This window comes from Piscibacillus salipiscarius JCM 13188, from assembly GCF_001311865.1.
Lineage (GTDB): Bacteria > Bacillota > Bacilli > Bacillales > Alkalibacillaceae > Piscibacillus > Piscibacillus salipiscarius.
This window is the reverse complement of the sequence record NZ_BBCD01000012.1, coordinates 1-23262: the sequence shown is the minus strand read 5'-3', so window position 1 is coordinate 23262 and position 23262 is coordinate 1. Positions and strand designations below refer to the sequence as shown.

Sequence of the window (23262 nt, the reverse complement as noted above, 5' to 3'; positions counted from 1 at the left end):
GAAAACCGTTTATAGAAAAGAGAATTACGTTCATAGAAAAAGTTTAATCTATATACTAAATCACGACACGTGAAAGTATCATGAACAAGTACCTTTACATGTAGCCATGCAATTTTTTAGCCATCATAAACAGAGTTCGCACCTAGCGAACTCTGTTTTTACTAACGTATACAAGTCTGATCGTCAAAGCAATCGCTCCAAAACCTAATCCCGTAATTAAACCAATCCAATAACCATATGGTCCAAGTGGTGTGAAGTTTGCGACTAAGTAACCTGATGGAAGACCTAATATCCAAAAAGAAATAAGGGCTATGACCGAGGCTGTATTAACATCTTTATACCCACGTAGAGCCCCTTGAATGGGTGTGCCAATCCCGTCGGATAACTGGAAAAAGATCGCATAGATTAAGAACGTTTGCATGAGGCTCATGACAACTGGGTCATTACTATAAAGCATGGCAACATGTTCTCTGAAAACGAAAATTAACACACCGCTGATTGCTGAGAAGATAATCCCCGAACTGATACCGATTTTGGCATAAGTGACGGCTTCATGTAGTCTTCTCGCTCCAACTTCAAATCCCACTGCAATAGTAAGTGCCATAGCAATCGCTAAAGGTAACATATAAAAAAGAGTCGCAAAGTTAATTGCAGCTTGGTGAGCAGCAATGGTCTCAGTATTATAGGCGCTCATTAGAAGAGTAATCGCAGCAAAAATACTTGTTTCAAAGAAAATCGTAATCCCGATCGGTATGCCAATTTTAAGTTGTTCCTTCCAAGCGTTTAATGATGGCTTTTCAACGGCAGAAAAATTTGATAATCACTAAATGGAGTTTTTCTTTGAGTAATAAAGACAGCCACGCCCGCTGAAATAAAATAAGTGACAGTAGATGCAATCCCTGCACCGATTCCACCCAATGCAGGTATACCAAATTTACCAAAATAAATATGTAATTAAAAAGTATATTTAAAGGCAATGCCATTAATATAATAATCATGGATGTCTTCGTCTGACCAAGTGCATCTATGAACGACCTAAGTAAGTTGAAAATAAATAGCGGCGCCATTCCAATACCGAGACTTACTAAATATACTTAGAGATATGACGAACTTCGGGATCCAATGATAAATTATTTAATAGAGGTGTTAAAACTAACGCACCTAGTACAAAAATCAACCCAGAAATAGCAACCGAGAGGTAAACTCCTTGTCTTATAACATATGTAATTTGCTCGCTTTTTGTGCACCCAATAATTGAGATACGATTGGTGGAATGGCCATCAGTATACCTGTCACCCCAGTTAATATAGGTACCCAAATAGACGATCCAATGGCGACACCTGCAAGATCATTGGCACCAGCCTACCTGCCATAATGGTATCGAAAAAATTCATTAGGTAAAGTCCAACTTGCGTTACAAGGATAGGGATGAGTATTTTAATAAACAGTTTTAGTTTTTGTGAAATGGTTTGTGTTTCATACATAAATTGATCGCGCTCCTATTCAAAACGAACGACATTTGCTAATATGTCATTATACTTGATTTTTATAGATAAGAATAGAAGGGAAGACGGTGCATGGGTCAAAAATCAATCGTCTTTACTGGTGGAGGAACAGCAGGTCATGTCGTTGTGAACTTGGCCTTAATCCCTGAGTTTTTACAAGAAGGGTATGATGTTCATTACATCGGTTCATATAACGGAATTGAAAAAGACTTAATTAGTGATTTAGAAGGAGTCACTTATCACGGAATTGCTACTGGAAAATTAAGAAGGTATATTTCAATACAAAATATGAAAGATCCTTTTCTAGTGTTAAAAGGTATTTTTCAGGCAAGGTTGCTACTTAAACAAATTAATCCATCTATTGTTTTCTCTAAAGGTGGGTTTGTGTCAGTCCCAGTCGTTATGGCATCAAAGATGGTTGGAATTCCATCAATTATCCATGAGTCTGATTATACTCCTGGTTTAGCTAATAAAATAGCGACGAAGTTTAGCCCACATATATTAACGACTTTTCCAGAGACAGGCGATCACCTGCCAAAGGAAAAAGTAAAACATATGGGTGCGATTATACGAGAAGAACTGTTTGAAGGAGATCCGCAGAGAGCTTATAACTTCACGGGGTTAAACGATAAAAAACCAATTATTTTAATTATGGGAGGTAGTTCAGGGGCACAAAAATTAATGAATCTGTCAGACTTGCGCTTCCAGTACTTTTAAAAGAGTACCAAGTGATCCATCTTTGCGGAAAAGGTAAGATCGATGAATCGATAAACCAACCAGGTTACGTCCAGTATGAATATATCTCTGATGAGTTAAAAGATTTATTTTCTATTACGGATGTGATTGTTTCGCGGGCAGGGTCAAACTCTATTTTTGAATTTTTAGCACTCAATATTCCAATGCTCCTCATTCCGCTGTCAAGGCAGCAAAGCAGAGGAGACCAAATATTAAATGCTGAATCATTTAAGAAGCAAGGGTATGCCGAAGTTATTGAAGAGGAAGATTTAACAAGAGAGCACTTGATTCAAAAGATTAATACACTTTATGAGAAACGCGACCATTTCAAACAAACAATGAGCCGTTACCAAGCAAAAGAAGTGAAAAGCGATGTTGTTAATCTAATAAAAATACGATGAAATAATAAATAGCTCAGGGTGGGGGGCGAGCTCCCACTTGAGCTTTATTCAACGATTCCATAACTTCTAATTTTTGTAGTGACATTAACTGTAACATTAATATTAGGATATATGTCTCTCCACTCTTCTTTGGTCATTTGGTTGTTGCCATTCCTAGACACATACTCCTTTCCAAAACCAAAAAAGTCAGAATTTACTTCTTTCGATTTCTCAATTATTCTTTCAATATTTGTTTTGATTTCTTCGCTCATGTGCTCTTCTAATTTTTTATCGCTTCTTTATTCTGTAAATCAATTCGTTCAGTTAATTCTACGATTCTCCCTTGAATATCAACATCGACTTTAAAATCGTATCCTCCAGGGTTTGTAATCTCTACATTTGTCTTATTATTTAGCTGGTCAAGCACTACAATAACCTGATCTGAGTTTGGTTCTTCAAAATCCTCCATCATGTTTTTAAACGGTTCTATGGGTAATTTGAGGTCCACTTGTCCTTGTTTGAACTTATCAGAAATTAATCTAACATAAAAAACATCTTCAATAGACAATTCATCGACATAATGATCATCTTGAAATATAGCTAAACCTGTTAACTGAGCTTTGTTGTCATGATTTGCAATAATTGGCACTAATGGATCATACCCAACTGTGAAGAACTTTTTTGAAAATTCGTGTAAAGTACTACTCGTTATTCTCTCATCCCTGACGGAGGTTTCAATTAGTCTTTGAATATAAGTACCTATATTTGGAGATTGCTCATAGTTAGAAGCTGTTAGAACTTGTTCTGTTGGCTGATTAGAAACAGCAATAAACACCATATCAGAAATTGACGCATCCCGTTGCAGCGTATCAATGTGTGGAAAGATACCTGCTCTAGACAATTTGGGTCCGAACAGAATCGTTCTTAGCTGTCCAGACACGATTTTATAGCCAGATTTTTTATTCGCATTATTTCTGAGTTCCCTGAATGTACTTCCAGTACTATGAATAATTTGCGAAGCATCTGTTACATCAGGGTTAAATTGGAATAAGACCGTAGTTGATTTTAGCTTATCTTCACCTTCAGCTTGATCAAAACCATAGATGGTCACTATTCCAAGTTCTTCAAGAATGTGTGTTTCTAAACATCCCGTTAGAAATAGACATGATATTAAACTAATTATGATTAATTTACGTCCTCTTTGCATTCTGCTTTTTCTCCTTCATCCGACGTCTTATAGCAAATGGTAAGAGTAAAAACGGAAAACCAAACCCAAATACCAAACCAATTTTTCCAGTATAATCGGTAAATGTATTAACGAACTGGCGATCGTTAAAAAACATTACAAAGACTAATGAAAATATAACGAGTGCAACTAAGCAATGTTTTTGTTTAAAACCCATCGTACGTTTACATGCGAATGTGACCATCCAACCTAACAAAATTAAGTTCGGTAACACGACAATCATCCACAATGCAACAGCGATTAGGTCAAAAACGTTCAAATGCTGGAAATGAAATCACTTTAAACATTGTTAATAGTGGCCAAACCTTTTCTTCAAGTTGTCTGGGAGCGAAAAAACCTATAGCGACGACAGTTATTAGCAGATATAATGCCACGGTAAATACAATGGCTAACTGACTATATCGATTGACTTTTTCTTGTCATACACAAAGGGATAAATCATCCATAGTAATTCAAATCCTAAAAAGGTAAATGATGACATGAGTACTCCGTTAAACAGACCGTCCCATCCCGTAGTAAAAATAGGAAAGTAGTTTCTAGAGTCGACCATAGAAATGGGTTTAGATAATAGCCCAACCATCCATATGGCAGATAAAAAGAAAACTAAACTCGCTCCGACTGCTACTCTGATGCCGCCACTAACGGCATACCAAACTAATGTTAATAACAATAGACCAATAAACCACGAAGACATCTTTGGAAAAATAAATACTTGAACAAACTCAATATAATTCACAATGACACTTAAAAATAAGAGTAAGAAATAGATTACAAATATATGGCTAAATAATTTACCAAATAAGTTGCCAAAAGCTTGTGTTAATACACCCGGAAGATCTTCAGTCTTATAAGTGTTTAATATAAACACCATACAAGCTATGACGATATTTAATATCATTCCAGTTAATATTAAAGCTATCCAGCTATCTTGTCTGGCTTCCATAAACACTAGCCGTGGGTAACCAGCTATACCAACACCCACTTGCATAGTATGAATTGCTATGATTAAGTAAGAAGCTTTTATTTGGTTTTCTTTAGGAATTGATAGTCGCTTCATATTTTAGCTCCATTTTAAATGTCTTCAATATCTGAAGGTTTATCTTTTGGTGGCTCCTGAAAACGCTTTGATTTTTAGGCATATTTGATGATGCTCGATAATTACTTTTAAGAAAAGGAATTCTGATTACAGAATTGTCAAAATCTCTAGGTCTCATTGGATATAGTGGCGCTAAGTAAGGGCGTCCTAAAGATTTCTGTTTAATCACATGAATTAAAATAAAGCAATAGCTATAGAAAATGCCTATGAATCCCCACATACCAGCCATAATAATCAAAGGGAAACGCATGATTCGAATTGCGGAACCCATTAAGTAACTAGGAACTGTAAATGAGGCAAGGGCACTGAGTGCAACAATAATAATTAAAATATTACTTGTAAAACCTGCTTGTACTACAGCTTGCCCGATGACAATACCACCAACAATACCCATCGTCTGACCGACTTTTGTCGGCAGACGTGCTCCGGCCTCACGGATCAACTCGATTAAGAATTCCAAAATTAGCGCTTCTAACAGTGGTGGAAAGGGTACCCGGGAACGCGAATGCCCAAGTGATACGAGTAACGCTGTTGGTATAATTTCATAATGAAATGTTAATGCAGCTACGTAAAATGGAGTTAACGTAATCGATAAGAACATAGCGATTAACCGCATAATTCGAATGAAAGACCCCATATTCCACCGGGTATATAGGTCCTCAGTCGATTCAAAGAAACTAAAGAAATTTGTTGGTGCAATGACTGCGCTCGAACTTTTATCGACCAAACACCTATCTTACCTTCTTTAAGTTCATAACAAAACGGTCTGGTAATTCGGTAACATATAACTGCGGAAAAATAGAGTAAGAATTATCTTCGATATACTGCGTTAAAACGGAACTCTCTAACACATCATCTGTTTTAAGTTTATTAAGTCTTCTTCGCATTTCAGTAATATTCTCATCATCGGCAATATCCTTTAGATAGATTAAACGTACCTCTGTTGGGATTTCATTTCCGATAATAAATTTCTCGGAGACTAAAGATGGATTGTCAAGGCGCCAATGAACAATGTTCATGTTAGTTTGCATGGATTCAGTAAAAGAAATCTTTGGTCCAAAATAAGAGATTCTGTTTCTGCGCGGTCTGGGTCTCTTTCTTTTAGTTGCGGTACTGCATATGTAATACTTTGATCTAGTCCTTCAATGTAAATGACGAATGAACCTTTAATTAGGTCTTCTCCAACATCTTTTAGAGACGTTCTAAGTTCACCGTCTGAAATCGGAATCTCGTTCTTGAGCTTTTCAATTCCCCAAGGTTCGTTAGACTGTTGAATAACTTCTATTACATATCTATAGATTTGTTCTTTTTCTACCATGTAATTAATAAACGCTATAAACACTTTTTGTCCTTCATGCTCAAACTTTTTAGTTGTAAAGTCAGGTAGAGATTTAAAGAAGCCTTCTTTTAAATCTTTTTCTAACTTTTCAACCTCACAAGGAAAATAACTAGTAGATGTCTTTCGTTTATTTCTCCGTCTCATGATGAAACTCCTCAGAATTATTTATGAATAGTATGTGATGGTTAATTAAAAATATGTAATACGAGGAGTCATAAAATAAAGAATGACAGTTGGTGAGAATCACGTGGGATTACAGTTAGTGGAGGTTTATGTTCCAAAGAAAAACTATCATTTTGTTGTAGAGAAGCTTCGTAGTTACTCAAGAGAAGGTACATGGAAAGAGGAAGAAATCAGTCAGGAACGAGTTCTAATAAGGATGATTATATCAACTGATTATGTTGAAGAGGTCTTAAATTATCTTGAAACCGTATCAAGGTCATCAGAAGGTTTTGAAACGATTTTATTCCCGGTTCATACTTATTTTTCCCATAAGACGATTCAAAAAGAGAATGATAACAAAGAAGAGAACAAACAAGAAGAGGAGCAAGAACAAGAGAAGAATCGTTTTCTTAGAGCAAGCCGCCAAGAATTAAAACATACGATTGAGGATAAAAGTTCTTTTACGTTAAATTACTTTTTATTAGTCGTGTTCTCTGCCATTGTAGCAACTGCTGGTTTTATGAAGGATGACACTGCTGTAGTCATCGGAGCTATGGCAATTGCCCCTTTAATTGGGCCAGCTATTTCAATGGGTTTTGCATCGGTTTTAGGGAATTTATCACACTTGGGGAAAGCATTGATAACGTTATTTGGTGGAGTTTTGATCATTGTAGCCATTTCTGCATCATTTGCTTACTTTTTCGAAGAAGGTATCGAATCCTCACAATATGTTAACCGGACGTCTGTTACCTTAGCTGACTTCTTTTTAGCTCTAGCTGCTGGTGCGGCAGGTGCCATGTCAATATTAAATCGTTTGTCGAGCAACCTAGTTGGGGTTATGGTAGCCGTTGCGTTACTACCACCAGTCATTACGTTAGGAATGTCAATTGGGCAAGGGTTGTGGAATGATACGTACGGAGCTTTTTTGTTAGTTATGACTAACATTACGTGTATCGTATTAAGTGCTGTTATTATATTTTTCGTAAGCGGAGTACAACCCGTTAAATGGAAAGATGAATCCACGATTAGCGTTTCAAGAATGTTTTCGGTTGTTATTATTTCGTTAATAGCTTTAATCATTTTAAGCATTATTTTGGTAGGCTTTTAAGAAGCTATATTAAGTCATTTTACTCAAAATTAAATATTTTTCAAAATTGTGTTGCTTTTTTGAAATGTTCCGTATATAATCTATAAAGTAATTAGAAAAAACAGGTAAAGGAGGTCACGAAAATGACTAACGTACAAATGATGATTCATCCAGTTGGAACTTTAACAGCTAAATATAATATAATCGTGACCAAACCTATAGATACCTGTAGTAGCTCTAAATAGGCGTGTATTGTCGTCTTTATTTTTAATATTAAATCAGGTAGGTAACGTCGCGATTAATCTAGATCGCGGCGTTTTTTTAGTGTTATAAGCACATTTGGCCACGGTCAAGTGTGCTTTATTTATATGGTTATGTTAGGTCTAAGTGTTGATATTGTGATTCGCTTTCGGTGGACGCTTTCCGTGGGCACGGCTTCAGCAAGACAACTTCAATGAGAATACTTCTTTGCAGTCTTGCAACGAGGAAGCCTACTACGAAGCCAAACTAGAAGACGCAGGTGCAAACTAAGTGGATCTTCAGCTCGTGCTTTTCCCACAGGAGTCGCCACCTACGCTCATCTTATTTTAGCAATTCACTTTTAAACATCTTGAAAATTAACATTAAACATTAACATGACCAATAATAAAATTTTTTATTAGGGAGTTGAAAACATGTTCAAAATTTCATTTGAGTTTCACAAAAATGGAACTCGAAAACGTATTAACATTGAATTTTATTTATTCAGTAAACCGCATAGGCTCGATGACGGTTAGCCAATCTCAACTAAAGAGAAAAAGGGGGAATAACAGTGATTAGCGTATTTAAAAAATTATCTTGGTATTTCAAAGAACAATGGGTTCGGTATACATTAGCGATTTCAGCCTTAATCGTCGTAAACGTATTAGTCGTCATCCCACCGACCATCTTAGGTGAGGTGATCGATTCCATTCAAAGAAATCAGTTAACAAGTGAACGTTTTACACAATTAGTCGCATTTTTCATTGCGTTGATTATAACGAGCTATTTAATTTCATTCTTTTGGGATTACACACTATTTGGTAGAGCGATTTTATTAGAAAAAAGATGAGAACGTTACTTATGGGCCACTTTATGAAGATGACTCCTTCATTCTTTGGTAAGTATCGTACAGGCGACCTAATGGCCAGGGCGACAAATGACCTCAAAGCCATTATGATGACGGCTGGTTTTGGAATCTTAACTTTAGTTGATTCAACTGTATTTATGGCTTTTATCATCGCTATTATGTTTTTTACGATTGATATAAAGTTAACGCTAGCTGCTTTAATACCGCTGCCGATTATGGCCTTTATTATGCAAAAGTATGGGAAGGCCATTCACGAACGGTTTATGAAAGCACAGGCATCTTTTAGTGAGCTTAATAACGATACGTTAGAATCCATTCAAGGCGTTAGAGTGATTCGTGCTTTTGTTCAAGAGAAGCAGGATGAAAAACGTTTAATCAAAAAACAGAAGAAGTGTTTCAAAAAAAATATTGAAGTAGCTAAACTAGATGCATTATTTGAACCTACAATTAAGGTTCTAGTTGGGTTAGCTTACACAATCGGATTAGGTTATGGGTCGTATCTAGTTATAACAGGCGATATTACCATTGGAAAATTAGTCTCGTTTAATGTGTATTTAGGTATGTTAATCTGGCCAATGTTTGCGGTTGGTGAATTAATTAACGTTATGCAGCGTGGTAATGCATCGTTAGATCGGATAGATCAAATTTTGTCACATAAGCCAGATGTGTCTGATCCTGATGAACCCCAATTGCTTAAAAAACCAGAAACGATCCAATTTCAAAATTTATCATTTAGATACCCAAATTCGAATCAGGTTGATCTGAAAAATATTAATTTAAATATCAATCGTGGTGAAACAGTTGGCGTCGTAGGCATAACAGGTTCTGGAAAGACAACACTGTTTAGACAATTACTTAGAGAATATCCTATTGCTGAACACGGTGAACTAAAGATTAATGGTGTCAGAATACAAGATCTAAGTTTAGACCAAACAAGGGAATGGATTAGTCATGTTCCGCAAGATCATATTTTATTTTCGAAAACAGTTAGAGAAAATATTTTATTTGGAAACCATAACGCTTCGGATGAACTAATCTATGACATTTTAGAGACGGCATCACTCCGTGAAGATATTGATAACTTACCTGAAGGACTAGGTACATTAGTCGGAGAAAGCGGTGTGACCTTATCAGGTGGTCAGAAGCAGCGTGTGTCATTAGCTCGCGCCTTAATTAAACATCCAGAGATCTTAATTTTGGATGATTCCTTATCAGCAGTTGATGGGAAAACTGAAACCAAAATTATAGAACACTTGAAAAAGGTTCGCTCAAATAAAACGACTTTTATTTCTGCTCATAGATTATCTGCCGTGCAGCATGCTGATCAAATTATCGTGTTAGAAAACGGAGAAATAGTTGAGCACGGTACACATGATGAATTAATGAAACGACAAGGATGGTATTACACACAATTTGTCATCCAGAGAATGGAAGGGGGGAACTAACATGAATCAACTATCAACAGAAAAGCGACTTTTTCAATATGCATTGTTTTTTAAAAAGAGTATCATTATCGGTCTTGTATGCTTAATGATCTCAGTTGCATTAGAACTGTCTGGTCCATTTATAGCTAAACACCTCATAGACCAGCATATTGTAGGCGTTGCTAATCACTACGTCGTAAATGAAACTGAAAGTGGAATTAAATTTGAAGGAAATGTATATGAAAGAATTGACCGAACTCAGAGCGAATCAGATGAACAGGTTACACTATTTCAAGACGGACTAAGCTTTTATCTGTTTAATGAAAAAGTACCTCTTAACGCTTCACTTGATCATACAGGTTCTAACGAATTTACACTATCATTTGAAGATGAAACGTATGTAACTACTGGTCGAGAACTTTCTACACCAGAAGTGTACACGTTTTTTAAAGGTGAGATAAGTTCAATTATGTGGCTGTTGGCTCTATATATTGGGCTAATATTAATTGCATCATACTTCCTTTATTTTAAAACGTACCTACTTCAATTTGCATCGAACCGGATTATTCAAAAAATGCGCCGCGATGTATTTGAGCATATTCAAAGCTTGCCTATTAAGTATTTCGTCGATCAGCCGGCAGGTAAAATTGTAGCAAGGGTGACGAATGATACGGAAGCTATTAGAGAGCTCTATGTTAAGGTGCTTGAGGTTTTCGCATCTGGTGCGATTTACATTCTTGGTATATTTGTTGCCTTATTCATTTTAGATCCAAAGCTTGCAGGAATTTGTTTAGTCCTATTACCAATCATGTTTATTTGGATGAAAGCTTATAAAACAGTCGGTGGACGTTACAACAAAGTCATTCGAGAAACGAACAGTCAAATTAATGCTAATATAAACGAATCAATTCAAGGGATGTCTGTCATTCAATCCTACCAACAGACAGATCGAATGATGAATGAGTTTGAAGAGTTAAATGAAAAACAAAGGTTATTCCAAACAAAAATGAATACATTTACAGCTTGGACATCATTTAACCTAGTGGATGTCTTTCGAAATGTAGCATTAGTAGTTTTATCTTATACTTTGGAGGAGCCGCTCTTAACGGTACGACATTGGTATCAGCGGGACTATTATATGCTTTAGTCGATTTGTTGACACGATTATTTGAACCAGTCGATCAAATTGTTAGTCAGTTAGCTCAACTAGAGCAAGCTAGAGTTTCCGGAAGCCGTGTATTTGAATTAATGGATGAACCTGGTGAAGAAGTAAATCATGATTCGATTAAACGATACGAAGGACGAGTGACATTTGATCACGTATCATTTGCTTATGAAAAAGATGATTACGTGCTAAACGACATTAATTTTGAAATTAAACCTGGTCAGACAGCAGCTTTTGTCGGTCATACCGGTTCTGGAAAAAGTACTATTATGAATCTTTTATTTAGGTTTTATGATCCCATTAAAGGTAAAATTTTAATTGATGGAAAAGATACAATCGATTTTTCCAAACAGCAAGTGAGAAGTCATATTGGAATTGTGCTACAAGATCCGTTTATTTTTACAGGAACTATTATATCTAATATCACGATGAACGACCCTTCAATTACAAGAGAACAGGCAATTAGCGCACTCAAAGCAGTTGGAGCGGATCAGTTTATTGAAAAACTTCCAAACCAATACGATGAACCTGTCAAAGAAAAGGGAAATGAATTCTCAACAGGACAGAGACAATTATTGTCATTTGCAAGAGCACTTGCTTTTAATCCAGCAATTTTAATTTTAGATGAAGCAACAGCTAATATTGATACTGAAACAGAGGGATTGATTCAGGAAGCTTTAAAAGTGCTTAAAGAAGGTCGTACTACATTGGTCATTGCTCATCGATTATCTACGATTCAGCAAGCTGATCAAATTTTTGTCTTAAAACATGGTAAAATGATAGAAAGAGGCACTCACGAAAGTCTCTTGAAAGAACGCGGGGAATATTTTAATATGTATGAGATGCAGTTAGGACGTAAACGAATGAATGTCTCTTAAGTAGGTGATTGGCATGTCAGACGATAAGCACCGTGATATCATTGATCAAGATCTTGTTGAAGATATAGATGAAGAAGAAATGTATGAAATTATCCAAGAAAACAAACAAAAATCCGTGATAAGGAACAAACGGAAAAACAAAAGCCAAAACGCCCATTTCCCAAATGGGTATTTTGGCTTATTGCTGTTTTTATGCTCATTAATATCATTGCATATATACCGAATTTCTTCTCGCTAGCAGCCATCGATTTTGTAAAAACGTCTGCGCAGCTTCTAGTGAATGATGATGTAAAAGAGTATAAAAATCTATTGCATTAATCAATATTGGTGACAGTAAAGGAACGGGTTTTGTTTATACTGAAGATGGTCACATATTAACGAACCACCACGTAGTGGATAAAACTGGACAAATATTAGTTTATTTACCTGATGACGGTCCTTACTCTGCAACCGTAGAAGAGAGGTATCCAGAGATTGATTTAGCCGTACTTAAAATAGAGGGGGAAAATTCCCTAAGCTAGATTTAGCAAATCAAGCTAGTTTTGATCAAAATGAGCACATTTACTTTATTGGCAATCCACTTAGTTTCAGCGGAATTGCTAATGAAGGTGAAATTATTGGCTGGTCAGATGCTTCCTTAGAAACAGAAGTGATGATGCTTAAAGCACCCGTTTATAGAGGGAATAGCGGAAGTCCTGTGATCAATCAATCCGGAAAAGTGATAGGGGTCATTTATGCAACGCGTCAAAGTGACGAACATGGAAAAGTTGGACTTGCCATTCCGATAGATGCTTTTCATCAATATAAAGAATAAAGTAACACCCATAAAGTACTGTCAAATCTCGAATATTATATTACGTTGGGGGTGATGAGGGGTGTTAAAGCGTCAAAATAAAGAAGACGTATCCCTCGAGGAACACGTTTTGGCCGTACAATCAGGGGATGAGGAGACCCGTCATCATCTGTTAACGGACTATCAACCATTTGTGGCAACATGCGTCTCAAAAGTTTGTAAAAGATATGTCAATCCCAATCAAGATGATGAATTTAGCATTGGATTAATGGCATTTAATGAAGCGATCGATGCTTTTTCCCATGAGAAAGGCAGTTCCTTCTTATCGTTTGCCAAATTGGTGATTACAAGAAAAGTAATTGATTACATACGTGTCGAACAAAAGGACCTTGCAATGATCTCTTTGGACCAAAATAATGAAGATGAAGAAGGAAATCAGCAGGATAAACATATAGCCATCGCTTCAAAGAAGGCATTTCAAGAAGAAGAGTTAGCCTGGTTTCGGCAAATTGAGATCAAGGAATACAACCTTAAACTTAAAGAATATAAATTATCATTCTCAGAATTAGCCAGTGTTTCACCTAAGCACCAAGATGCCAAGGAAACCTCTCAAGAAATCGCAAAGATTATTTATGAGGATGAAGACATAAGAGAATATATTTTAAGGAAAAAAAGGTTACCCATTAAAAAATATTACCGTTAGTAGATGTTAGTAAGAAAACGATTGAACGAAACCGAAAGTATATTTTAGCTATTTTCATTTTATTAAATGAAGATTTTACATTTTTAAAAGATTATATAAAGGGGGTGTAAGGGTGAAAAAAGGACTAATTGTTGAACAGAAAAGAAATAAAACTTTATTGATGACTTCAGAGGGGTCATTCTATAAGTCTAAAAAAATTAACGGAGAAATTGGGGAAGAGACCACATTTGAGCCGGTTGAACAGAATATATTTCCAATGATAACACAGTGGTTTCATTCATTAGCTCACGCCAAGCCAGTATTTGCAGCAATTATCGCATTCTTATTTATTCTCCCATTTTATTCATGGTTAGGTGAAGAAGATGTTCATGCATATATGAATATTGATATTAACCCAAGCGTTGAGTTATCTCTAAATGAAGATTATGAAGTCATAGATCTACATGGATTAAATCAAGATGGAAATACAATTATTAAGCAATTGGATGATTGGAAAGGTGAACCTGTTAAAGAGGTTTCATTGAACATATTATCTTTAAGTGATGAATTAGGGTTTATTCAAGAAGGTCATCAAGTACTATTAGGTATTAGTTACGTCAATGAACATGTCAATCAAGATCTTCTTCAAAGTGTATCTCAAGAAATGAAAACTTCAAGTAAACCTATAGAAGTTGCAGCGTTTGAAGTTCCAAAAGAATTGCTTGAAAAGGCCCATGAACAGAAAGTTTCAATGAATTTTGTCTATGCAACGGAGTTAATTGAGAAGAAAGAACAATTAAAAGAAATAGAAAAAGATAGCGCTAAACAGTCCTCTAACAATAAAATTGAAGAACAGAACATGAAGGTTATAGAAAAAATTTGTTGAACAATCAAAACAGTTACCACCAGGGCTTAAGAAAAAACTAGAAAAAGCAAAAGAAGCTAAACAAAATGAAGAGGAATCAGAAGTTACTGAGGAAACACAACAAAAGAGAAAGAAAATCCAAAAGATGCCGATCACCCTTCACAAAAGAATAAAGATAATAAAGGTAAACAACAAGAAGATAAGGAAGATGAATGGACCCCTCCAGGTAAGAAGAAAAAAGACGATGATTGGACACCACCTGGACAGAAAAAACAAGAGAATGACTGGACTCCTCCAGGTAAAAAGGAACAAGATGACGAAGGGACCCCTCCAGGAAAAAAGAATGAAGAGGGTGACTGGACTCCTCCCGGTAAGGATCGAGACAAGTCTAATCAAGGCAGTAAAGGAAAAAAACATCAAGATGATAGATTTTCTAATCCGCCTGGTTTAGATAAGAAAGCTAAAGATCACCCAGGTAACGGTCAGGGTAACCCTCATTAATATGCCCCCTTTTAGAGTAGGATGCTAATGATTCTACTTTAAAAGGGGTTTTTGGAAAGATAAGATAGTATAAATTTTAATTTAAATATAATAAATCATGTTGTAAGCACTGTCTAGCGCGAGATGCCCAACCACTGGTGACTTCCCGTCTAAACCTACGATAAATCAACATCGATTCGCGATGCTCATCGTGTTTCCTTTATCTCAGTTTAGTCGGCTCACTGCGTGGTTAAACGGGCACCCCGCGCTTTTCTTATGTTTTAATCTTATTATCAAATTGGTCTTCTTAAAGGACAACCTGTATCATAGAATATATTAATATTTTGTAAAAGAGGGTCATTAAATGGGTGAGTTTTTAAGAAAATATAAAAAAACATTCATGACCATTGTCATTATGCTCTTTGTCATCATTAGTATTATTATTTATCGAGTGATGACAAATTCAATATTCAATTATGCAGAAATTGAGAAAAAGACGATTGAAACCATTTTAAGCCAGACTGCTGAATATACAGAGGATGAGCGTGATTTATCTAAGCGGTTGTCCAAGGAAACAAGCAATCAATCCTGGATCTTATCAGGTAATATGAAAATAAATGAGTTTAGTCAGACTTCTATGCTCTTAAGAGGATTACTAGCAAATTCCAGAGTTGTGATTGATTCTAAGCATGACCCGAAAAACAATGAAATGTCAGGCGAAGTTAAACTGCAGCTTCAAAGGACTAATTTATTAAAAGCTGATGTGTACCAAAACGCCTTATATTCTGCGGTTAAGTTACCATTGATTCTAGGCCAATAGGAATCAAAAATGATCGTTTTGGTGAGTGGATGGCCACACAGCATGACCGTGATGTCATGAGTGAATTACCAAGACAAGTGAATCAATCATTTGATTTGAATTTATTAGATTATGCAAAAATAATCAGGTTACTTCAAGATACAGATGTCACCAAGAAATCGAATGTGTCATATAAAGATGGAATTTATCAGAAAGTTACGATGAATGTTTCACCATCTCAAACACAAGACTTAATCCAATTATTAATTGGGGAATTAAAGAAGTATAACAATAGCTATAGTCAAAAGTTAATTCAGTATCTTAATGATTTGAGGTTCCCAGAAGGTTTTACATATGAGGCTTACTATACGGAAGAGACTGTTAAGTATAGGGAAGTTGAAGGTTACTATAACTATAAAGGTCAACAAACAGATTTTAATTTAGATTTTGAAACCAGAATTAAAGGTGATGAATTTCAAGTTGAAATGGACTTAGAGGTTGATCACGAGGAAAACCCACTAAATGTACACTATCAAGCAATTGGTCAGCCAAAATCTGAAAACTACAAAGTAAGTAGAATGTTTGTGATTGACGGTCAGAAAAACGTGGACGCCCAATGGGAAACTCGCTATAGTGATCAAGAAAAAAGATCAATTTTGATCTAGACATACCGTTCATTTTTCAAAGGATAGAAGGAAATGTTGATGTAAAAACGAATATAAATAATGATGAAGGAGTTCGTTCGTACAATGGACAATTGTTCTTTAATAATGTAAGAGCTACCTTCGAACTGTCAAGAGAGATTGAGTTTACTGAACAAATCACAATAAACTCAATGGATCCGCAAGACATTAGATTCGTTGACCAAATGACCGTACCAGAGTACCAAGAATGGTATGATATGTTTGAAAGAAAAGCTAAAAGCTATATCAATCAAATTATAAATCAATTCAATCCATTTTAATAACTGAAAGGGGGCTTGGCTGTGATTTTTCATCTTTGGAAGTATGAGTGGAAGCGTGTATTTAAACGGCCAGTCCTTTTTTATTTACCATCATATTTCCTATAATCGTTCTCGGTTTAACAGCTGCTTTTATATATAGTGTTTCAACCGAAGAATTGGAAACAGTAGAAATCTTGGTATTAGATGATGACCAGACTTTTGAAACTAAATCATTAATTAAACAACTACAAGATGATGAAACCATTGAAGGAGACGTCATACTGAGTGAAGGCCAAAAAGATTTATCCTTTTATTTAGAGCATCCAGAGTCATATGCAGCTATAGTTCAAATACCAAAAGGGTTTACCAAACAACTACGAAGTGGAGTTAATGAGTCCATACATGTTTATTTAAATGAAAAATTGCCGCTTGCATCTAACTTAGCTTATTTACTTCTTGAAAGTGGACAAGATTATATCTCTGCTGCACAAACGGGTGTGAATACAGTCAATCACTTTTATGTTCAAAATATGGAAGATGCAAAGGAACGACAACAATTTTTGCAGCAGTCGATCATTCATTTCACGACATTTTCATTAGGACGTAACTCTTTTTTGATGAGAAATCTGCTTCAGATGAAACACTTAGCTGGACTGAACAAATTTTGTCATCATCTGTAGCTTGCTTATTCTTTTTACATATTGGCTACAGGTTGTCCTTTTTCAGCCTAAGCAACAATCATTAATTCATGAACGACTTAAATTAGTTGGGGTAACGAGGGTGACTCAACTTCTCGCTAAATGGTTTTTCATATTACTCTTCTTGTTGTCTACACATTAGGACTCATTTATTTATTATATTATGTTCTTTTTCAAGGTTTGCAAGCTGAACTACAGTTAATTTTATACTGGGTTATGATCGCACTTACTTTAACAGTCATTTTGATTATGGTTCAATTATTTATTCCTTATTTTTGGTTAAGTGTAACCCTGTTCACCATCTTAAGTTTAGCGTTTCTTTTAATTGGTGGATTATTAATACCACCAGCTTACATACCTCAAAGTCTAAGTCAATTAACATTTATTTATGATGGATTAACGACCGCCTGGTTACGGCAAACGATTGCCACAAATCATGTCATTGTATTTACTTTAATTATGATTATACCTCAGTTGTTACTCCTTATCTTTCGAAAGATTGGAGTGATATTGAGATGATGATAAAGGTTTTTACTCAATATAAGTGGACCATTATCTCTATTCTAATCTTACCTATTTTGTTTAGTGTCATTAGCATTGTTTTGTCAGACAAATCAGCAGAGGAATTAAAAATTCCTGTTGTATTAGTGGATCCGTTTAATCAAGAAATAACCGGCAACTTATTAGAAGATATGTCCATTAATGATTCATTTATTGTCACTAAGGCAAAGCAAATCCCAAAGGATCATTTAATGCGAGGTGAGGTTGAAGCTGTTTTCGTATTACCTCAAAATTTAAAAGAAAAAATCTCTTCAGGTAAGTTGCAAAATGAAATAACTTGGTACCGCCATGAACGCAGTTTGTTTGATGGTTTATTTAAAGAGCAATTAGCCTCATCAATTGTTAAACGAGCGGTTCGAGCAGAAGCGGCTAACATTGTTAAGAATTATCAAGAAAATGCTAATTGGAATAAGGTTTATAAATTTGGCTTACAGTATTTAGAAACAGACCCTATTTTTCAAATTCAGTTCCAAACGATTGACGAGCAAGCACAAACGCAAAATGTATCAAGCGATAAATGGGTCTTTATGAGGTGGTTATATTGGTTAATCATCTGGGGCATGATCGCACGTCTTACTCAAATGTTGTTAAATTGGAGAGAACAGCTAATTTTTGAACGGTTAAGGACTTTAGGCCGTTCAAAAAGTTTGCATCATAATTGGTTATTGTTTGTTGCCTTATTGTTATTCTTTATAACGTTGGTGACATCAACAATCACACAGTATATTTGGCTAGAGACGTATCAAGAGTTAGCCATTGTAACTGATTTGTCTTTAGTCTTACTATCGATTGTGATTTATTTCTTGCTCTCAACCTTCATTAAAACAAAAGAAACCCTTTGGATGATTTCTTTTACTTATGGAGTGGTTTCGTCAATCGTTTTTTCTTAATTCAATTTGAATTTTTAACTAGACAAGAATGGTTAGCCATTTTTCTTCCTTCATGGATTTTATTATAAGAGGAGCGTTTACATGTTAAAACTTGAAAACATCACTTATAAAAAAAAGGCGTCAAGCACTTGTTTCCGAAATAAATGGCCAAATTAATAAAGGTGATTGTATTTCTCTTTTTGGGCCGAATGGTGCTGGTAAATCCACCTTAATTAAAATTATGGCAGGGTTATTAAAATCTTCTAAAGGTAAAAGGGTGGTAAACTTTACAGATAAAAACCCGATTGGTTATGTTCCTCAACAAATTGCTTTATTTAAAGGGTTAACAGTTCGCGATCAGCTTAAATATTATGAAAAGTTAACAAAACCCAAATCAAGCGAGTTTATAGATGAAATGATACTTTCATTGGGGTTAAGCTCTATTCTCAATAAAAAAATTAATCAGTTAAGTGGAGGTATGCAGCGAAAGGTTAATTTGGCAGTAGGTATGATTCATCAACCTGAGCTACTACTATTAGATGAAGCATTTGTCGGAGTTGACCTTGCTGCTAAACATGATATGTTGTCTTGGCTTAAAAGGTTAAATGAAAATGGAATCACTATAATATTTATTACCCATGATTGGTATGTGATTCAACATTTAAAGCCCCAAATGTGGATTATGGACAAAGGTAATATGATAGATCAAGTGGAGTGGGAATCTGTTCCATATATTAATTTGACCCGTCAATCTCAAGCACTTCAAAAAATGTTTGATGTGAATTTAACACATGTAAATTAGGCTACTTACATTAGTTAATTTTTCCATTATTAATAAAGCATATTTGGCGCTTCCTTTTTTCATACTAAGGTTAAATACATGAAGAAAGGAGGCGTCAGTAGTGCGTATTTTATTATGGATGACTTTAGCAGGTATGCTTACTATTTTAGGTGCTTGTCAAGGTCTAGATGAAGGTTTAAATGATGGAATGGACAATAACGGCGACAATGTCGATATGATTGATGTAAATGATGACGGAGAAGGTAATCAGCAACAATACCGCGAGTTGTATCGCAATAACAATAATGATAATATGCAAGAACGCACAAATCGTTTAGACATGATTGACTTAGAGGAAGACCGAGATCAAAGTCCAAATAACCAAAATGGACAAAACAACTATGAAGTGGCTAATAAAGCGGCTGACAATATCACAAAAAGTATTGATGACATTGATGATGCATATGTATTAGCAGGTGACAATAATGCATATGTTGCAGTTACTCTAAAAGGTAACAACACTGAAAACGAGGTTAGCGACAGAATTAAAGAAGAAGTTGCGAATAAGGTAAAAGAATCTAATAACGATATTGAGAACGTTTTATGTTTCTGCTAACCCTAAATTCTTTGACATGGTTAATAATTACGTCGATGATGTACGTAATGGTGATCCAGTTGAAGGTTTCTTTGAAGAATTTAACTCTATGATTGATCGAATGTTCCCTAACTTGGAAAGATAAGGTTTATAACACTCAGGTAAGTTAATTGCTTACCTGGGTGTTTTTTTGTTTCCTCATTTGCATACACATTTATTAAAGTGAGGTGGTTACCATGAACTATGATATTCAAACAGTTTCTAATGAAGAAATATTATACATTCATGAAGCTGGATATCGCAGACGGTACATCTCTACTAATGCAACTCATAACCGAGTCCTTGAGGTTTTTGAAATTGACCAAATCCCTACGATTTATTTAAATCAACGAAATAATAAATTAGAAAATATATATTGTTTAACGCACTGTTTAGGACATGTGGAATTCAATAAAATAATACATGGCTAAAAGCATTAAGAATTCCTAAAATGACACAGGAAAATTTAATACCTTATATGGAGCATGAAGGCTTTGGCTTATTTATAAATGTATTTAGGCAGCTTGCAACTACATGTAGTGATCTAAATTCCAACTTTGTTGCCCCAATCAATTATTTTTTAATGCAAGACCAAAATTTATGTGACTGGCAAACAAAATTATTACGAATGATTTATGATGAGGCCTTTTACTTTAACTCAATTAAAAAAACTACATTACTGAATGAAGGATATGCCGTTTTACGTCAAACAGAATACATAAATTTATTGAATTTATCAGTTTCCGAAAAACTTGAGATCGCACAAATTGATGCGAGGCTACATTATAAACCAGAACAAGGATTAAATTATTATTCTTTAGGCAGATCTATGTGGGAAGAAGTTTTAAAACAAGATGTTTCAAAAGTGTTAGAAGAATACACGGATGTACAATTTTAGATCATTATTATAATGAAACTGTTCATGAAAAAGAGAATGTTTCTGTTGTTTTTAAGGGAGAAGTAATAAGAGATTTTTATAATGTAAAACATTTATTACGCAAGCAACTAAGCGATTCATTTTCAGGTATATATGTTAATCTTGATGTGACGAATAATACTAACAAGCTGACGTTAAATTATATAAGCAAATATTATACTGATGTTCAGACGTTAATGAATTTAAAGTTGGGTTTAGAAAAGCTACTCTGTCGTAGAGTCTATATAAAACCTCTTAGGTGTAACCCGAACTAATGCATCATAGTTCGAGTTACATGTAAGAGTATTAAAAGGAATACGATTCTCCATCTTCAGGCACTAGAACCTTTGAAGCAAACCCTTGTTCCTCAACAAAGTTTTTTAATTCATCTCTTGATAAAGTCCAATGGTTAACTGCTTCCATATGGCTAGCTATAATGGTTGCATTTGGAGCAGCATGATGAACTTTGTAAACATCGTCTTTGCTCATCACTAGTGAGCCACCTTCTAAGAACTGATTGTCTCCAGCATTGACAATAATAATTTCAGGTAAATGAGTTCTAAGTTCCTTTTGAACTCCTTCGTACCAAACTGTGTCCCCTGCTATATATAATGTTTTCTCCGACGGGTGTTTAAATACAACACCACAAACTTCCCCTGCAATTTTTAAAATTTCTCCTCTACCATGTTCGCCTTTTGTTTTGATTAAGTCGACACCTTGAAACTTTGTGTTATTAGTAAGTACTTCTACGTTACTAAAACCAGCTTTTTGAATTTCGGCTTGATCATCTTCATTTTGAGTATAAATTTTAATGTTTTGGGTAATATTTTCTTTGCTTCATCATCCCAGTGATCTAAGTGAAGATGAGTTACTATGACAGCATCTATATCCGCTACTACTTCTTCAACTGAAATAGGAAGATCAACTAAAGGGTTTTTTGGTCTTGTCTTTTTGAATTTGGAAACGGAGGATATGTCCCTTTTTAGCTAAAAACGGATCAATTAAAAAACTGCTTATCTGCATATTTTATTACTAAGGTGGCATTTCTTATTTGTTGGATGTTCATAATCTCAACTCCTTTTCATTTGTATATGTATAGTTTATACTATGAGAAGCTTTAACTTACATAGATAGAATCAAGGATATAGACGGCTTTACTTGAATAATGAAAGGTTTGATTAAAGTTGGATCGAACTGACTTAAAAATTATAAATGAGTTAAGGAAGAACAGTCGTATCACAATGAAAGAACTAGGGGAAAGGGTTCATTTAACTGGTCAGGCTACCTCTGAAAGAGTGACTAAACTTGAGGAGCAAGGTGTAGTTAAAAGTTATACGATAGAAACAGATGATGTAAAGCTGGGATATGACATTCATGCTTTTATTACGGTAATAACTCAAGACCTAAATCACAAGCCATATTTGACTTTTTATAAAAGCAAGAGAAGAGCATATTATTAGTCATTACAAAATTAGCGGTGATGGCTGTTATTTATTAGAGAGTAAGTTCAATTCTTATGATGAGTTGGATCAGTTTTTAGTGGCTTTGAATGAATTTGCTAATTACAAATTGCAACTAGTGATTAATTAATTACGAACCTAGTACCTAACTAGGTTCGTATTTTATTAAGCCTGTTCTAATACATATAAGTGATTAGGCTTACGGCTAGGTTGAAATAATCTGCTTGATCTAAGTTTTCAAGACTTGAGTTATTTGTTGTTTTTATATGTTACTCTTAAAAATGGTTGAATTTGTTGTAATGCATGGTAGACATTTTCTCTTTGTTTTATTTCTATTGTATATCTATAAATCTCTTTACCGTTTATTGTCTGTTTGTTGCTGTATAAACTACCAGGTAGTATCGATTGAATAAATACGAGCATGTTTAAGTCGAGAGAAGAAATGGTAATGACAGGAGCACTTCCATTGTCAGCCTTAGTATTCTTTAATGAGATGGTCCCTTCACTATCAATCATGCCTGCGATATATGCAGCTTCCCAAGATTTTAACATTAAAATCGTCTCCCTTTTTTTTACGTTCTAATAGAAGTATACACAATTTCTATCAACAGAACAAGTGTTCGGTGATACTTTTTTAATAAATTTTAAGGGACAAA

The 23262-nt window shown here is 35.0% G+C and carries 21 protein-coding genes and 9 pseudogenes; 22 read left to right on the top strand and 8 right to left on the bottom strand.

From position 1 onward, the window contains the following. Nucleotides 1-142 precede the first annotated feature (142 nt). Nucleotides 143-1484 (bottom strand): annotated as a pseudogene (locus JCM13188_RS09545) (MATE family efflux transporter). Nucleotides 1485-1577: 93 nt separating this feature from the next. Between JCM13188_RS09545 and murG the strand changes: the two are divergent. Continuing rightward, nucleotides 1578-2641, top strand: a pseudogene (gene murG, locus JCM13188_RS21795) (undecaprenyldiphospho-muramoylpentapeptide beta-N-acetylglucosaminyltransferase). Nucleotides 2642-2685: 44 nt separating this feature from the next. Here murG and JCM13188_RS09530 read toward each other — a convergent pair. The 5 genes and pseudogenes from JCM13188_RS09530 to JCM13188_RS18800 form a co-directional block, all read right to left on the bottom strand. Continuing rightward, nucleotides 2686-3827: pseudogene (locus tag JCM13188_RS09530) on the bottom strand (Ger(x)C family spore germination protein). Next, nucleotides 3811-4125, bottom strand: a complete 315-nt coding sequence (locus tag JCM13188_RS09525; RefSeq protein WP_054753723.1) for a GerAB/ArcD/ProY family transporter — start codon at nt 4123-4125, stop codon at nt 3811-3813. Before JCM13188_RS09525 ends, JCM13188_RS09530 begins: the two are co-directional and overlap by 17 nt. Beyond that, nucleotides 4112-4854: pseudogene (locus JCM13188_RS09520) on the bottom strand (GerAB/ArcD/ProY family transporter). The gene JCM13188_RS09525 and the pseudogene JCM13188_RS09520 overlap by 14 nt, the downstream one beginning before the upstream one ends. 46 nt (nt 4855-4900) lie before the next feature. Then, nucleotides 4901-5689 (bottom strand): spore germination protein, encoded by a 789-nt coding sequence (locus JCM13188_RS18805; RefSeq protein ID WP_279401651.1) that lies wholly within the window; start codon nt 5687-5689, stop codon nt 4901-4903. Nucleotides 5690-5693: 4 nt separating this feature from the next. Next, nucleotides 5694-6445: pseudogene (locus JCM13188_RS18800) on the bottom strand (spore germination protein). Between the two features lie 82 nt (nt 6446-6527). Between JCM13188_RS18800 and JCM13188_RS09510 the strand changes: the two are divergent. From JCM13188_RS09510 to JCM13188_RS09430, 20 genes and pseudogenes are all read left to right on the top strand, one after another. After that, nucleotides 6528-7571 (top strand): TIGR00341 family protein, encoded by a 1044-nt coding sequence (locus JCM13188_RS09510; RefSeq protein ID WP_279401650.1) that lies wholly within the window; start codon nt 6528-6530, stop codon nt 7569-7571. Between the two features lie 790 nt (nt 7572-8361). Then, nucleotides 8362-10103: pseudogene (locus JCM13188_RS09505) on the top strand (ABC transporter ATP-binding protein). Between the two features lies 1 nt (nt 10104). Continuing rightward, complete coding sequence (locus JCM13188_RS20835) at nt 10105-11229, top strand: ABC transporter ATP-binding protein (RefSeq protein WP_369404931.1); 1125 nt, start codon at nt 10105-10107, stop codon at nt 11227-11229. Continuing rightward, entirely contained in the window at nt 11199-12125 is a 927-nt protein-coding gene (locus tag JCM13188_RS20830; protein WP_369404930.1) for an ABC transporter ATP-binding protein, read from the top strand. The genes JCM13188_RS20835 and JCM13188_RS20830 overlap by 31 nt, the downstream gene beginning before the upstream one ends. Before the next feature lie 13 nt (nt 12126-12138). After that, complete coding sequence (locus JCM13188_RS20825) at nt 12139-12363, top strand: hypothetical protein (RefSeq protein ID WP_369404929.1); 225 nt, start codon at nt 12139-12141, stop codon at nt 12361-12363. Between the two features lie 154 nt (nt 12364-12517). After that, nucleotides 12518-12939: pseudogene (locus JCM13188_RS20820) on the top strand (trypsin-like peptidase domain-containing protein). Nucleotides 12940-13000: 61 nt separating this feature from the next. Beyond that, a complete protein-coding gene (gene sigI, locus JCM13188_RS09490; RefSeq protein WP_369404928.1) occupies nt 13001-13621 on the top strand; it encodes an RNA polymerase sigma-I factor in 621 nt (206 codons plus the stop codon). 112 nt (nt 13622-13733) lie between these two features. Then, nucleotides 13734-14486, top strand: a complete 753-nt coding sequence (locus JCM13188_RS09485) for an anti-sigma factor domain-containing protein (RefSeq protein ID WP_054753720.1) — start codon at nt 13734-13736, stop codon at nt 14484-14486. 124 nt (nt 14487-14610) lie between these two features. Next, nucleotides 14611-14916 (top strand): hypothetical protein, encoded by a 306-nt coding sequence (locus JCM13188_RS09480; RefSeq protein ID WP_054753717.1) that lies wholly within the window; start codon nt 14611-14613, stop codon nt 14914-14916. Between the two features lie 393 nt (nt 14917-15309). After that, nucleotides 15310-15765, top strand: a complete 456-nt coding sequence (locus JCM13188_RS09475) for a hypothetical protein (RefSeq protein ID WP_054753715.1) — start codon at nt 15310-15312, stop codon at nt 15763-15765. Nucleotides 15766-15794: 29 nt separating this feature from the next. Then, nucleotides 15795-16409: a hypothetical protein gene (locus tag JCM13188_RS09470; RefSeq protein ID WP_054753713.1), complete on the top strand. Its 615-nt coding sequence runs from the start codon at nt 15795-15797 to the stop codon at nt 16407-16409. A gap of 92 nt (nt 16410-16501) precedes the next feature. Further along, nucleotides 16502-16708, top strand: a complete 207-nt coding sequence (locus JCM13188_RS09465; RefSeq protein WP_054753712.1) for a hypothetical protein — start codon at nt 16502-16504, stop codon at nt 16706-16708. Between the two features lie 89 nt (nt 16709-16797). Beyond that, nucleotides 16798-17367 (top strand): ABC transporter permease, encoded by a 570-nt coding sequence (locus tag JCM13188_RS09460; protein WP_279401677.1) that lies wholly within the window; start codon nt 16798-16800, stop codon nt 17365-17367. Nucleotides 17368-17487: 120 nt separating this feature from the next. Continuing rightward, nucleotides 17488-17904 (top strand): hypothetical protein, encoded by a 417-nt coding sequence (locus tag JCM13188_RS09455; RefSeq protein WP_054753709.1) that lies wholly within the window; start codon nt 17488-17490, stop codon nt 17902-17904. After that, nucleotides 17901-18836 carry an ABC transporter permease gene (locus tag JCM13188_RS09450; RefSeq protein ID WP_054753706.1) on the top strand — a complete coding sequence of 312 codons (936 nt, stop codon included), beginning with the start codon at nt 17901-17903 and terminating at the stop codon, nt 18834-18836. The genes JCM13188_RS09455 and JCM13188_RS09450 overlap by 4 nt, the downstream gene beginning before the upstream one ends. A 91-nt stretch (nt 18837-18927) precedes the next feature. Then, nucleotides 18928-19617, top strand: a complete 690-nt coding sequence (locus JCM13188_RS09445; protein WP_054753704.1) for an ATP-binding cassette domain-containing protein — start codon at nt 18928-18930, stop codon at nt 19615-19617. A gap of 100 nt (nt 19618-19717) precedes the next feature. Next, a complete protein-coding gene (locus JCM13188_RS09440) occupies nt 19718-20212 on the top strand; it encodes a YhcN/YlaJ family sporulation lipoprotein (protein WP_054753703.1) in 495 nt (164 codons plus the stop codon). Nucleotides 20213-20228: 16 nt separating this feature from the next. After that, nucleotides 20229-20336, top strand: a complete 108-nt coding sequence (locus JCM13188_RS18795; protein ID WP_279401649.1) for a YhcN/YlaJ family sporulation lipoprotein — start codon at nt 20229-20231, stop codon at nt 20334-20336. A 91-nt stretch (nt 20337-20427) separates the two neighbouring features. Beyond that, nucleotides 20428-20661, top strand: a complete 234-nt coding sequence (locus JCM13188_RS09435) for a hypothetical protein (protein WP_054753702.1) — start codon at nt 20428-20430, stop codon at nt 20659-20661. Nucleotides 20662-20681: 20 nt separating this feature from the next. Beyond that, nucleotides 20682-21128 carry a SpoVR family protein gene (locus tag JCM13188_RS09430; RefSeq protein WP_054753700.1) on the top strand — a complete coding sequence of 149 codons (447 nt, stop codon included), beginning with the start codon at nt 20682-20684 and terminating at the stop codon, nt 21126-21128. Nucleotides 21129-21452: 324 nt separating this feature from the next. Here the strand turns inward: JCM13188_RS09430 and JCM13188_RS09425 are convergent. Beyond that, nucleotides 21453-22212: pseudogene (locus JCM13188_RS09425) on the bottom strand (MBL fold metallo-hydrolase). Nucleotides 22213-22387: 175 nt separating this feature from the next. On the opposite strand from JCM13188_RS09425, the pseudogene JCM13188_RS09420 reads away from it, so the two are divergent. After that, nucleotides 22388-22736, top strand: a pseudogene (locus JCM13188_RS09420) (Lrp/AsnC family transcriptional regulator). Between the two features lie 119 nt (nt 22737-22855). Here the strand turns inward: JCM13188_RS09420 and JCM13188_RS09415 are convergent. Then, nucleotides 22856-23158, bottom strand: a complete 303-nt coding sequence (locus tag JCM13188_RS09415) for an LAGLIDADG family homing endonuclease (RefSeq protein ID WP_054753698.1) — start codon at nt 23156-23158, stop codon at nt 22856-22858. Nucleotides 23159-23262 lie beyond the last annotated feature (104 nt).

Coding starts and splice junctions, on each gene's coding strand:
- JCM13188_RS09480 (WP_054753717.1), top strand. CDS start 14,611: ATGCCGATCACCCTTCACAAAAGAATAAAGATAATAAAGGTAAACAAC.
- JCM13188_RS09450 (WP_054753706.1), top strand. CDS start 17,901: ATGATGATAAAGGTTTTTACTCAATATAAGTGGACCATTATCTCTATT.
- JCM13188_RS09430 (WP_054753700.1), top strand. CDS start 20,682: ATGACACAGGAAAATTTAATACCTTATATGGAGCATGAAGGCTTTGGC.
- JCM13188_RS09510 (WP_279401650.1), top strand. CDS start 6,528: ATGACAGTTGGTGAGAATCACGTGGGATTACAGTTAGTGGAGGTTTAT.
- JCM13188_RS09415 (WP_054753698.1), bottom strand. CDS start 23,158: ATGTTAAAATCTTGGGAAGCTGCATATATCGCAGGCATGATTGATAGT.
- JCM13188_RS20835 (WP_369404931.1), top strand. CDS start 10,105: ATGAATCAACTATCAACAGAAAAGCGACTTTTTCAATATGCATTGTTT.
- JCM13188_RS09435 (WP_054753702.1), top strand. CDS start 20,428: ATGAACTATGATATTCAAACAGTTTCTAATGAAGAAATATTATACATT.
- JCM13188_RS18795 (WP_279401649.1), top strand. CDS start 20,229: ATGGTTAATAATTACGTCGATGATGTACGTAATGGTGATCCAGTTGAA.
- JCM13188_RS09455 (WP_054753709.1), top strand. CDS start 17,488: ATGGTTTTTCATATTACTCTTCTTGTTGTCTACACATTAGGACTCATT.
- JCM13188_RS09470 (WP_054753713.1), top strand. CDS start 15,795: ATGGCCACACAGCATGACCGTGATGTCATGAGTGAATTACCAAGACAA.
- JCM13188_RS09475 (WP_054753715.1), top strand. CDS start 15,310: ATGGGTGAGTTTTTAAGAAAATATAAAAAAACATTCATGACCATTGTC.
- JCM13188_RS20825 (WP_369404929.1), top strand. CDS start 12,139: ATGTCAGACGATAAGCACCGTGATATCATTGATCAAGATCTTGTTGAA.